Source organism: Kribbella sp. NPDC049227, assembly GCF_043197265.1.
Taxonomy (GTDB): Bacteria; Actinomycetota; Actinomycetes; order Propionibacteriales; family Kribbellaceae; genus Kribbella.
In genome coordinates this window covers 675,923-688,155 of the sequence record NZ_JBICST010000006.1, presented here as the reverse complement: position 1 = coordinate 688,155, position 12,233 = coordinate 675,923, and the positions used below count along the sequence as shown (strand labels likewise).

Annotated in this window: 8 protein-coding genes; 7 read left to right on the top strand and 1 reads right to left on the bottom strand. The window is 69.1% G+C overall.

The annotated features are described in order from the left end of the window. Genes ACGFH6_RS29290 through ACGFH6_RS29260 form a run of 7 tightly spaced genes read left to right on the top strand, consistent with a single transcriptional unit; the run spans position 1 to position 10,044 of the window. Positions 1 to 1,692, top strand: a complete 1,692-nt coding sequence (locus tag ACGFH6_RS29290; protein ID WP_393390403.1) for a phage tail protein — start codon at positions 1 to 3, stop codon at positions 1,690 to 1,692. 56 nt (positions 1,693 to 1,748) lie between these two features. Further along, positions 1,749 to 3,716, top strand: a complete 1,968-nt coding sequence (locus tag ACGFH6_RS29285) for a hypothetical protein (RefSeq protein ID WP_393390400.1) — start codon at positions 1,749 to 1,751, stop codon at positions 3,714 to 3,716. 5 nt (positions 3,717 to 3,721) lie between these two features. Next, positions 3,722 to 3,928 carry a hypothetical protein gene (locus ACGFH6_RS29280; protein WP_360454306.1) on the top strand — a complete coding sequence of 69 codons (207 nt, stop codon included), beginning with the start codon at positions 3,722 to 3,724 and terminating at the stop codon, positions 3,926 to 3,928. 18 nt (positions 3,929 to 3,946) lie between these two features. After that, complete coding sequence (locus ACGFH6_RS29275) at positions 3,947 to 5,452, top strand: tail fiber domain-containing protein (RefSeq protein ID WP_393390397.1); 1,506 nt, start codon at positions 3,947 to 3,949, stop codon at positions 5,450 to 5,452. Further along, entirely contained in the window at positions 5,439 to 5,801 is a 363-nt protein-coding gene (locus tag ACGFH6_RS29270) for a hypothetical protein (RefSeq protein WP_393390394.1), read from the top strand. Before ACGFH6_RS29275 ends, ACGFH6_RS29270 begins: the two co-directional genes overlap by 14 nt. Further along, entirely contained in the window at positions 5,774 to 7,063 is a 1,290-nt protein-coding gene (locus ACGFH6_RS29265; protein ID WP_393390391.1) for a lanthionine synthetase C family protein, read from the top strand. The genes ACGFH6_RS29270 and ACGFH6_RS29265 overlap by 28 nt, the downstream gene beginning before the upstream one ends. Continuing rightward, positions 7,060 to 10,044 (top strand): lantibiotic dehydratase, encoded by a 2,985-nt coding sequence (locus ACGFH6_RS29260; RefSeq protein ID WP_393390388.1) that lies wholly within the window; start codon positions 7,060 to 7,062, stop codon positions 10,042 to 10,044. The genes ACGFH6_RS29265 and ACGFH6_RS29260 overlap by 4 nt, the downstream gene beginning before the upstream one ends. Here ACGFH6_RS29260 and ACGFH6_RS29255 read toward each other — a convergent pair. Then, positions 10,037 to 12,169 carry a DUF4157 domain-containing protein gene (locus ACGFH6_RS29255; protein ID WP_393390385.1) on the bottom strand — a complete coding sequence of 711 codons (2,133 nt, stop codon included), beginning with the start codon at positions 12,167 to 12,169 and terminating at the stop codon, positions 10,037 to 10,039. The genes ACGFH6_RS29260 and ACGFH6_RS29255 overlap by 8 nt on opposite strands. Between the last annotated feature and the right edge of the window lie 64 nt (positions 12,170 to 12,233).

Here is a 12,233-nt window from a genome sequence, read left to right as displayed (position 1 = left end):
ATGTCAGAGTCGAGCTACCTTGCGTACCTGCCGCCGGTGCTGTGGCGGGACGACCCGCTGGTCGACGAGTCGGAGCACGGCCTCCGCCTCGGCTCGGCCTTGCGGATCTTCGAGAAGATCGCGACCGGGATGCCTGACGACATCCTGCTGGAGCACGTAGATCCGAAGGACCCGTCCAAGACACATGTCCATCCCGCGCTGAGCGACGAGATCGCCGACCTGCACCGGCTCTTCGACCCTTGGACGACGCCGCCCGAGTTCCTGCCCTGGCTGGCGTCGTGGGTGGCGCTGGAGTTCCCGACCCTGCAGGGCGTCCCGTTGTGGGAGGAGTACCAGCGCCGCAAGGTGACTGCGGAGATCGCGCAGATCTACCGGCTGCGCGGACGCAAGACAGGTTTGAACCAGTACCTCGAGCTCTATGCGGTCGGACAAGCGCGACCTCGGGTGAGCGTCGATGACGGTGCGCGGCTGTTGAGCGTCGTACCTCGGACCGGTGCGTTGTCCACGGTCACCGCGCTCGTCTCCCAGGGGCCCGTGGTGATCGCGGGTGTCGTGCGTTCTGAGGGACTCACCAGGCCATGGTGCGTCGCAGCGGGGACTGACGGGAGTCTCTTCGTCGGCGACATCGGCCTGCCTGATACGGCGCAGGTGCTGGTGAAACTGCCAAGCCGGGTATGGCACCTGGACCCCGCCGGCCGCTACGAGCTGTCGGGTGTGCCGCCGCGGCCGGCGCCGCTCGCCCCGGATACCGCGAACCTGAAGGACGTGGTCTCGGTCGCGCTGGCTCCGGCGCGGGGCGCAGTACCCGAGACGCTTTATGTGTTGACCCGCACCGGCCGATTGTTCGGCATACCGGCGCCCTTCCGCGGGGTTGCTGCGATACAGGTGGCGAACCTGGCGGTGGCCGGTACGGCGATCTGGATGGTCGCGCTGGCCGTGGATCCGGCGACCGGCGACCTGCTTGCGCTCGATCGGGGCGGACGGCCGCCACAGGCGCCCGGACCGACGGTGGTCACCGTGCGGCCGACCAGCCCGCCGACGGTTACTCGCACCAGGCTGACCAAGGCTGTCGAGCCGTTGTCGATGGTGATCGAGGCGGACGGAACGCTGTTGCTCGGAGACGGCGGGGACCAGGAGCCGACCGATGCGGCGGGTATGCCAGGAAATCTGCTGCGAGTGGATCGAAGGAACACGCCGTGGCGGGAGACGGTCCTGCTGCCGCCGGACAATCCGTTGGTCGCGCCGGCGGCACTGGCGCGCACCCGGGACGGGCGCCTGTACGTGCTGGACGTGGGGCTCAAACCCTTCGCGCCGTCGGCGACCGATCCGTTCATCTGCCCGGTTGCCGAGCCCGCCGCGATCCTGACGGTGGACCTGACCGCGAATCCGGCGACCTCGACTCGGATCACCGCACCGGGCGAGTTCGTGTACCCCACCGGGATGACCGCGGTCGGCGACCGGCTGGTGGTCAGCGACCCCGGGCAGCCGGAGACCTCCGGGCTCGAACCGTTCTGGGGCCGGGTCCGGCCGTTCGAGTTCGACGTGTCGATCCACTTCACCACGTCCCGGCTGCCGGACGACCCCGCCGAGCGCAAACGAGTGCTCGACCAGGCGGTCGGCAACATCAGCTCGATCGTCGAGGAGCAGAAGCCCGCCCACACGCTCTGGACCCTGAACACCTCGATTCTCTGACCGCACGCATCGACTCAGGAGGCAGCAGATGGCAGCGACCGGCGAGGAGCGGTCCGGTGGTTGAGGGCCTGGTACGGCGGACGCAGTACTGGAACCTCCCGACGCACACGGTGCGGGCAGGGGCGACCGGGCATGGCGAGAGCCTGATCGATCTCGAGGAGTACCTGCTGCCGATGACGGACGCACGTGCTTCGGCCTTGCACACGTGGGGCGTCGCGCAAGGGCTCGAGGTGTCCGCGACGGTTGGTGCCGGCGAGGTAACGGTGTCGGCGGGGGTGGCGTTCGACGCGTCCGGCCGGACGATCGTGCTGTCCGCGGCGGGTGTCGCGGTGACAGACCCAGCGGTGGACCCGACAGCAGTCCTCGACGTCGAGACAGTCGCTGTCGGCCCGGCCGGCGTGGTTCTTCCAACTGCTGGATCGGCTGGGTCCTGTGTGCTGACGCTGACGTGGCGCGAGGTGCAACGGGACAGCGGGAACTCGCCGACCCTGCTCCACGCCCCGTGGCTGCGTCTCCTGCCGGCAAACACGTTCCCAGACACCGGCGAGCACGTAGTCCTGGCCGGCCTGGAACTGAGCGCCGCCGGCCTGATCACCAGCCTGGCCCCGGGACTCCGACGACTCACAGCTTCCCCGACAGGACGTGTCGAGCTCCGAGCACCGCACTCTACAGCCGGATCGGTCGGCCAAGCCCCGGTCGCGACACTCGGCGCAGAGCCGAACGGCGATGTCCTACTAGAGCTGCTCGGCGGTGCAATACCTGCGTTACGGGTGTCGGCCGGCTCTGGCGACGCTCGGCTCTCCGGCGCGCTGACGGCCCCGTCGCTGACGGTCGGCGGCGCTGCGACGGTCGGCAGCACCCTGTCGGTCGGCGGACCGGTTCGGACCGGCAGGCTCGCCGTTGGGCTCGGGGACGCGGCATCGGCGCGGGACGTGCATATCGAGGGGACCGAAGTACACAGCGGTGGTCCCGGCGGCGGGTACTCGTTCTCCGACCGCGAGATGAGCTCGTTCGTCGAGAACCCCGAGAGCGGTCAGCGCTGGGTCTGGTACGCCAAGGCCGGCGAAGCCCGCCTGTGGTCGCACGAGGATGTCCTCAAGGTCCGGCCCGGGGCGGTCGCGGCAGCAAGCTCCGACGGCGTCGGCCTGGATGTGTTCCGCCGAATGCGGGTGCGGTCGAACGGGATCTTCTCCGCCGGGATCTGGTTTCACCAGGACGCCGACCGGGGCTTCGTGGGCATGCTCGACGACACGCACGTCGGCTTCTACGGTGCGAACGGCGCGGGCTGGGGCATCGTCATGGACACAGCCGGTGCCGGCGTCGGTATCGGCATCGGCGCCGCCGCAACGGCGGCCCGGCTGCACGTCGACGGTTTCACCGCGATTCGTGCCGCCGGCCGGATCAGCCGGCCGGGTGGGGGCCCTGGGCCCTTCCCCACGCCGGTCTTGTTCCGGGGTGTGGGTGTGGAGGCCAGCGGTGACATCGGCATCCGCTCGACCGGCCAGCTCTGGGCCGGGCAGTTCGAAGGCGATGTCAGGGTCAACGGCACGCTGTCGAAGTCCGGCGGCGGATTCACCATCGACCATCCGGTCGATCCGGCCGGCAAGTACCTGTCGCACTCCTTCGTCGAGTCGCCGGAGATGCTGAACATCTACGCCGGCAAGCTCGTCACCGACCTCGGCGGCTTCGGTTGGATCGAACTGCCGCCGTACTTCGAGGCCCTGAACCGCGACGTCACCTGCACGCTGACCCCGGTGGGCAGGGAAAAGCCCCACGTCACGGTGGTCGGGGAGGTCTCGGGCCACCGGTGGCAGGTCCGGTCGGATCCTGGCCGAGTCACGGTGCACTGGCTGGTCACCGGCGTACGACAGGACCCCTGGGCCAACGCCCACCGGATCGTCCCCGAGACGCCGAAACCGGGGACCCAGGACGCTCCCTTCCTGCACCCGGAGCTGTACGGCGCGGAGCTCGAGCAGGAGCTGTTTGGCCAGCCGGTTGCTGCCGGCAACGAGTCGACGGAGTGATGGCGATGAGTGATGAGCGGTTGCAGGCGCGGTTGGGAGAGCTGCGGCGGGAGTATGCGCTGGGTGAGGGGCAGTTGCGGGAGCTGCTTCAGCAGGAGTCGGCGTTGCGGGAGACGTTGCTGCGGATCAGCGGGGCGATCCAGGTGCTCCAGGAGCTGGCCGACGTACCGGAAGAGACCGAGCAGGACGAGCGGGTACTGAGGGTTCGGTAGGCGCGAGAGGAGAGATCGATGGGTATCACCGGCCTGGTGCGGACGCAGTACTGGAACGTCAGTGGCCCGAATCCGACACCGCGGTCAGGGATGACGTCGCGCGCGGAGTCGCGGACCGATGTCGAGGGATATCTGCTGGCCGCGGACGCGGCGCGGAACGCCGCCCTGTACGGGTACGGCGTGGCCGGCGGGCTGCAGGTGTCCGCGACCATGGGGTCGACCGGGATCACGCTGGCCCCTGGCGTCGCGGTCGATCTGGACGGGCACATCGTCGTACTGGCCGAGGGCGGCTTCGCGATCGTCGATCCGTTCGTGGGCCCGACCGGCGTACAGAACATCCCGACCGTGCAGGTCGCGTCGACCGGGGTCACCTTCGAGACCACCGATCTGGCCGGCGACCTGCTGTTCACGATCACCTGGCGGGAGGTCGAGGAGTCGACCACCGGACTCTTGGTGCTGCACCAGGCGCCGTGGTTGCGGCTCGTGGACTCAGCAACGTTCGTGGACGACGGTCTGCAACTCGTGCTTGCAGCGGTCAGTTTGGGCGCCGGGGGAGTCGTCGATGGTCTCCAGCCCGGGGCGCGTCGGTTCGTCTCGGTTCCCGCGAGTCGTGTCGAGCTCCGCCTGCCCAGCCTCGACGCGACGGGATCGGCAGTGACCCAGGTGCCTACTGCTGAGCTCGCCGCCCGCACCGATGGCGGGGCGGACCTCAACGTCCTCGCGCCGACCGGGCCCGGCCGGCGGGCTTTCTCGGTCCTGGGCACTGGCGAAGTCGATCTCGCGGCGGGCCTTCGCGTCAGTGGGTCGACGTCGCTCGCCGCGGGCCTGACGGTGGCCGCCGGGGTCCAGCTCGACAGCGACCTGTCCGTGGGAGCGAACCTGACTGCGGGCGGCGACCTTGCGGTGGCTGGAAATCTGGCGCTGGACGGTCACCTCACCGCGGCTGGAGAGCTTCGGGGTCTGAGTGCGACGGTGACCGCGCTGACCGTCAACGGTGCGGCCGAGGTGACCACGCTCAGCGCGAGTGGTGACGCCCAGCTGACGAAGCTCTCGGTGAGCGATGATGCCCAGCTCGGATCGGATCTCATGGTCTCTCACAATGTCTTCGTCCAGGGCCGGGTGGGCGTGAACAAACCCAATCCTCAGTTCGCGATCGATGCCGCCGGCACCATTTGCGCGACCGTGTTCTGCAACCCGTCCGATCTGCGGGTCAAGTCGGACGTCCGGGAGTACGTCGGCGTACTCGACCGGCTGGCCGACGTCCGCGCGGTGAACTTCGTCCGGGCCGGGACCGGCGACGAGACTCGGCACGCGGGGATCGTCGCGCAGGACGTCGCCTCGTCGTTCCCGGAGCTCGTCGTACCGATGGGACCGGACGGGCTGATGGCGGTGGACTACTCCGGGCTGGCCGGCGTACTCGTGGGTGCGGTCAACGAGCTGCGGGCCGCGACCGAGGCGCTGTCCGCGCGGGTGGCCGGCCTGGAGGACGGGGCAATGCAGGACGGCGACGATGACCGCGGGTGAAGAGCTCGCCGCCGAGTTCGACGAGTTCGATCTCGACCTGGCCTTCGGCGAGCTCGGCGGTCCGCAGGACATTGTTCTGTACCTGCCGACCGGCCGCGACATCCCCAACGAGACCTGCAACACCCAGAACGCGACGTGCCCGAACACGTGCCACGCAACCTGCCCGGCCACGTGTCCCAACACCTGTCACGCAACCTGCCCCAATACCTGTCGTGCGACGTGCCCCGACACCTGTCGTGCGACGTGCCCCGAGACCTGTGGTGCCACCTGCCAGGAGACGTGTGGTGTCTGCCAGACCTTCGCGAACACGCACTGCTTCACGTGCCGATCGAATTGCCACGAGCCGTGATCGCGGCAGAGGTTGCCGAAAACATCGCCATCAGGGTCACTGATCCGGCGGTACTGGCCGACGCGATCGAGGCGTCGGCGAGGCAGTCGCAGTACGCCGCCCTGCTGCCATGGCGACCGGCGAGCCTGGCGCACGGGTCGGCCGGGACCGCGTTGCTCTGCGCAGAGTTCGACCGCCGGTTCCCTGACCAGGGCTGGGACCGAAGGGGACACCAGCACCTCGCGGTGGCTTCGGCGGCGGCCGATCCCTATGACCTGTCGCTGTTCTCGGGTCTGGCTGGGCTCGGGTTCGCGGCGGTCCAACTCGCGGCGGGTCGACCGCGGTACGGGCGCTTGCTGAAGACGGTTGACGTCACGCTGGCGCCGTACGTCGAGGAAGCCGCCGACCGGTTGGCCGCTGCGGACGGATGCGCAGCCGGCGAGCACGATCTCGTCTCCGGGCTGACAGGCGTGGGCGTCTACCTGCTTGCCCGGCACGCACAGGGAGGCGACGATCAGCCCTTGATCCAGGCCCTGTCCGGCCTGGCTCGGCTGCTGGCAGATGACAACCACCCTCGGCGCTGGCACACCCCCTTCGAGCTGACGGCCGGGACACTACGGACGACATTCCCGAACGGCCACCACAACTGCGGCCTGGCCCACGGCGCTCCGGGCCCACTGGCGCTCCTGTCACTCGCATTCCTGGCCGGCGTAGAGATCCCCCAAACCAGCCAAGCCATCGAACTGACCGCTGACTGGCTGGTCGCCCATCAAACCTCGTCAGTCGGCACACCCGACTGGCCTGACGCCGTCGCCCTGGACCCCGCGGAGCTGGAGGTGGGTGGCGAGCAGCCTGGTCGGGCGGCGTGGTGTTACGGGGCGGTTGGGGTCTCGCGGAGTCTTTGGCTGGCGGGGACTGCGCTGGGGCGGAGCGATTGGCGTGAGCTTGCGGCCGACACGATCCGTGGGATCGCGCGGCGGCGTCCGGAGCAGTGGTGGTTGGAGACGCCAACGTTCTGCCACGGAAGCGCTGGACTGCTTCAGGTACTGCGTCGTTTCGCCGTCGACCTCTCCGATCCCGCGCTCGACGGCACCGTCGAGACGTTGGCCGCCGACATCGCTGCGACCTACGACCCGGACTCGTTGCTCGGCGTGCGCGGGATCGAGCCCGGCGGCGTACTCGTGGATCATCCGGGACTGCTGGACGGCGCGCCCGGGATCGCGCTCGCGTTGCTCGACCTGCCGGGCGAGAACGCCTGGGACCGAATGTTCCTCCTGTCATGAGCAACTACCGGGTGCTCAGCGGCCTCGTCGTCCGTGCACCGCTGCTACCAGCCACGACCTTCGCCGACCTCGGCACTGACTTCGACGCCGAACGTTGGCTGGCCGACAGCGAAGTGGAGTTCGCGCTAGCAGTCGCCTCTCCAGACCTGACCGCCGCACTGGCGTCGGCCCCGTCGCCCGCCAAGGCCCCGCCAACCGCCCTGGCCGCTCTGCAGCGTTACCTGATCCGGGCCGCTACCCGCCCCACCCCGTTCGGCGCCTTCGCTGCGCTGGGCCTGGCCAGCTGGGCCGAGCGCACGGACCTCGAGGTCGATCCGGTACGTCGGCCCACGCGCACTCGCCCGGACATGCAGTGGTTGTCGGAGGCGATTGAGGAGTTGGGCCGAGGCCCGGGCCTGCGCGTGTACGCCAACACGTGCGCGTTCGAGCACGCGGGCAGGATCTACCTGGCCGACCCAGGCACCGGCGGAGTCCGCTCTGGACCGGACGTGTCAGTGCGCGCGACCCCGGTGGTCCGCCGGGTACTGGCACTCGCTCGCGGCAAGGGCCTGTCCACCGATGAGTTATGTCGGCACCTCCTCGCCGAACGCCCAGCTGCGACACCCGCGAAGGTAGACCGCCTCCTGAGTGAAGTGTCCGAGCAGCAGTTCTTGCTCCCGGCGTTGCGCCCCTCCCTGATCGGCGACCCGTTGGAGCGGGTTGTGAGCGACCTCAATGCGACCCAGGCGGCTGAGGTGAAGCAATTGATCGAGGTGGGCGCGGCCTGTCGTCGGGTCGACCTCGCCGACGGCACGACCGCCACGGCAGCACTTGGTGACGCCAGGGCGGTCCTGGCGGCGATCCAGGATCGTGGGGCTGACCTACAAGTGGATACGGGCCTACCGCTGTCCCGGACCGGGGTGGGCATGGCGGTCGCCGACGACGTCTGCCGCGCGGCCGACCTGCTGTTCCGCCTGCATCCGAACCCTGGGTGGACGCCGCTGGCCGGTTACCGGGCAGCGTTTCGTCGGCGGTACGGGGCTGACGGCCGGGTGCGGCTGCTGGAGCTGCTTGATCCGCGGTTCGGGCTCGGGCTGCCGTCGGCTCACCGTGGGGACGGAGAGTCTGGGGGATCGGGTGGGCGGGTGGAAGTGCTGCGAGAGCTGGCAGCTGCGGCGATTCGTGATGGCAGCCGTGAGGTGGTGCTTGATGAGGAGTTGATCGAGCGGCTGTCGGGTGGGGTTGTGGATGCCGAACGCCTACCGGTGTCGGTCGAGCTGAGTGTTTTTGTTGCTGCCAGCAACCGCGCGGCGATTGACCAGGGTGACTACCTGTTGGTGGTGGGTCCGAATCTTGGTGCGCAGGAGGCCGGGCGGGGGCTCGGTCGGTTCGCAGACCTGCTCGGAGCGGAGGCGCGCGAGTTGCTGGACGAGGTGGCTGCCCAGGAGGCCGCGGTACGCAGTGGCGACGAGGTGGTGGCTGAGATGGTGTATCGGCCCTTGCGGGCTCGGACGGCGAACGTCGCCGTACGTCCGATGGTGAGGGAGTACGAGCTACCGGTCGGCGTCGCGCCGACGCTTCCGCCCGATCGGGTCGTGCAGGTGGACGAGTTGTCCGTGGGACTGGTGGACGGCCGGTTCCGAGTGTGGTGGGACGCCGTGGATCGTCCCCTCGTCCTCACCGCGGGACACATGCTCAATCCAGCTGCAGCGCCGCCGGTGTGTCGGGCGTTGCTGGAGCTGACGACGGACGGTACGACGTACCTCTCGGACTTCGACTGGGGCGCGATGAGTGGGATGCCGTTCCTGCCGCGCGTCCGCCACGGCCGGGTGGTGCTGTCGCCGGCGCAGTGGCGGCTGAGCCATCGTGATGCCGAGCGGTTCGAGGCGTGGCGGGCGGAGTGGCGGGTCCCGCGACTGGTCTATCTGGCCAGCGGCGACAACCGTCTGCTGCTGGACCTGGACGACTGCTCGCACCAGGTCCAGCTGCGCGCGGCGATGGGTCCGCATTCGCTGACCGTTCAAGAAGCGCTGCCCGGACCCGACGACGGCTGGCTCCCCGGTCCGCGCGGCCTGCTGATGACGGAGTTCGTCGTACCCCTTGTGCGCTCGCGTCCTGTCACGCGTACGAAGGCTCGAACCTTGCCGAGACAGCAGGACTCGCACCGCCTGCGCCCGCCGGGGTCCGACTGGCTCTACCTCGCGCTCGACGGCCCCCAACGGACAGAGGACGAGCTCCTGATCGGTTCCCTCGGAGACCTGGCCGACGGGGTTGTCGAGCGCGGCGACGCCGACGGCTGGTTCTTCGTCCGGTACTCCGACCCCGACCGCCAACTGCGCCTGCGTCTCCACGGAGACCCCGCCGTACTCGTCGAACGCGTCCTGCCCGAGGTGACCCGATGGGCGGCGTATGCCATCGGATCCGGAGCCCGGACCCGTCTCGAGCTCAGCACCTACGAACGCGAGATCGCACGCTACGGCGGCCCGGAGACAACCGCCGTCTGCGAGGCGATCGCCTGTTGTGACAGCTCGGCCGTCCGCGACCTGTTGCGAGCGACCAGACAGCTGAGTCGCGACGAGGTCGGGCTTGTCAGCATCGCCGACTTGCTGGCATCGCTGGCCGGCCAGGACGACGCCGAGCGAGCACGATGGGCCGGCGCACTTGCCGGTCGGGAGACCTCGGCCGGCCCAAGGTTCCGCGAACGCAAGGACCAGATGAGGGCTCTACTACAAGGCGCCTGGGACAAGGCCGGCTGGGACGAGGCCGGCGACACCATCGAGGTGGTGCTGGCCCGCCGCCGGGCCGCGCTGGAACCCCTCGTCGAAGCCCTGCGGTCCTACTGGACCGACGGCATCGGACTGCAGTCACCCGAGGACTTGGCTCCCAGCCTCGTCCACCTCCATGCCAACCGCCTCGGACTCGATCACGCCACCGAACAGCTGACCCTCGGCCTCCTTGTCCGTACCCTCCGCTCGCTGGCCGCCTACCGCCCTCCTACTTGAGGTCGTCGATGTGCGACTTCGCCTTCAGCAGATCCCCGGTCGACGCCTTCCCCTCCTCCGCCTTCGCCATGATCGCGAGGATCGTGTCGAGCTTGCCCTGGATCAGCGCCTTCTCCAGCTGGGTCAAGACGATCGGGCCGTTCGCCTTCTCCCATTCGTCGGCCTCGTACAGCAACGTGTAGATCTCGATCGCGGCGTTCACGATCGAGGAGGCCTTCAGGTCCTCGATGCTCGCGCCGTCGGCCAGCTGCTGGTAGACGGTGAGGGAGTGCCAGATGTCGACCTTGTTCATGTAGTGGAAGTTGGCGGGCTGCTGCTGCTTGGCGGTGATCCACCGGTCGAGCTGGTCGCGCCGGTACCGCAACAGGGCCCCGACCCAGGCGCGGGACTCGCGGAACGAGGTGTTGAGGAACGGCTCGAGGTCGGATGCCTGCTTGAGTGCGCCGGCGCTGCCCTTGAGCAGCTCCGCACCGAGCATTCGGCCCTGGTTCTCGGCGATCATGTCGTTGATCGCGTCCTGCCCGAACACCTCGAAACCTTCGAGGTGCCACAGCTCGTAGGCCAGGAAGAGCTCGCGCAGTCCGAGCTGGTTCTGAGCGGCATACTTGACCCCGGTGGCCCAGTGCATCAGCTGGGAGATGTTCTTGCCGCCACCGAGGACGTCGGCGTCGAAGTCGGCGATCTCGGTGTTGGCGGCGCCGATCAGGAACGGTATGTCGAGGTAGCCGAGCTTGTCGGTGTTCTCCTTGCCGAGGATGTCGGTCGCGGCACCGAGCTTCGTCGGCAGGGCAAGGATATTGGCGAACATCGGCAGCGCCTTGAGCCGGCCGAGCTGGGACGGCAGTTGCTGTCCGTTCAGCCAGGTGATCGCCTTGACCTCCCATTCGCTCGTAGGCAGACGCCACGCGCCGCCCTTGACCCGCACCACCAGCCTCTGGCGGCCGCCGACGACCGCGGTCGCTCCCTCGAGCGCGGCGCCGATCCGCTCCTCGGCGGCTTCCTTGCCGCGGGCCGCGGTGGGGGAGGCGAAGTAGTCCACGAGGTACTTCGTCGACAGTCGCTGGTAGAACTTCGATGACGTGTCGATGCTGCCCGGGGTCTTGGCGCGGGCGGCGGCCTCGGCTTTGATGTACGCCAGCACGTCCCGGGCCTTGGCCTCGGCGCCCTTGTCGTTGCGCTCGATCGGTTGCTCGCCGAGCAACCAGAGGGCGTAGTCCTGTTCCGACCCGCTCATCTCCGAGCGAATCCGGTCCGCCAGTCCCTCGTTGTAGACCTTGGCGTACTGGCGCTTGAGCTTGTTGAGCAGCTGGAGCTGGCGGCCGAACGGGAGGAGTACGGCGTACACGGCCTCCTCGTCGGTGCCGTCAGGTTCCACCGCTTTGCGGAGGCGTTGGGCGGCGCTGAGCAGCTCTGCATCGGTCGTCGGCGGCCCGGCCAGGATCGCCTGGTCGCTGGTGGGGTCGCCGAGGTTGATCAGCTGGAGCGCGTACTCGAGCTCGCTGCCGCTGAAGTCGTCGCGGATGTCGGCGACGAGCTCGGCCTTGTACCTCTGCCGGTACTTCTCCTGAAGGCGTTTGACCGCTTCCGGATCACGACCGACGCGTTGCAGGGCGCGATACACGCCTTCTTCGTCCGTGCCCCAGCCCTCGACGCCCTTCCGCACGTCTTTCGCGATGCGGTCGTAGTCGAGCGTGTCGGCGAAGGTCTGCACCGGTGCGCCGGCGGGTGTGACTTGTCGGCGGATGGGCGCGCCGGGCTGCCTTTGTTGCTGCGCCACGTGCACAAGCTCATGCGCGAGCAGCCGCTGACCGGCGGCACCAGGCGCGTACTCCCCACGCCCGAAGACGATGTTGTTGCCGACGGTGTACGCGCGCGCACCGAGCCGTGCCGCCGACTCGGCGCTCCGCGGACCACTGTGGATGCGGACTTGCCCGAGCCCTGCGCCCAGCCTCGGCTCGAAGAACGCGCGTGTCGAGGCCGGTAGCGGCGCACCTGTCGCAGCGGTCGATCCACCGGACGGCGTCGGACCCGTCAGAGTCGCCGACTGCTTGCCGTCGCCGAGCGGCTCGGTGCCGAGGATCTGCTCCGTCCGGCGATCCGCATCCACTTCGCTCGGATCGTCCACGCGGCCCACCGCGAGACCAGCCGTCCCGGGAACTCCGACGTCTGCTTGCAGTAGGCGCCCCACG

Excerpts from the sequence above, each read along its gene's own strand:
- ACGFH6_RS29270 (WP_393390394.1), top strand. The coding sequence starts at position 5,439 with ATGACCGCGGGTGAAGAGCTCGCCGCCGAGTTCGACGAGTTCGATCTC.
- ACGFH6_RS29280 (WP_360454306.1), top strand. The coding sequence starts at position 3,722 with ATGAGTGATGAGCGGTTGCAGGCGCGGTTGGGAGAGCTGCGGCGGGAG.
- ACGFH6_RS29290 (WP_393390403.1), top strand. The coding sequence starts at position 1 with ATGTCAGAGTCGAGCTACCTTGCGTACCTGCCGCCGGTGCTGTGGCGG.
- ACGFH6_RS29260 (WP_393390388.1), top strand. The coding sequence starts at position 7,060 with ATGAGCAACTACCGGGTGCTCAGCGGCCTCGTCGTCCGTGCACCGCTG.
- ACGFH6_RS29275 (WP_393390397.1), top strand. The coding sequence starts at position 3,947 with ATGGGTATCACCGGCCTGGTGCGGACGCAGTACTGGAACGTCAGTGGC.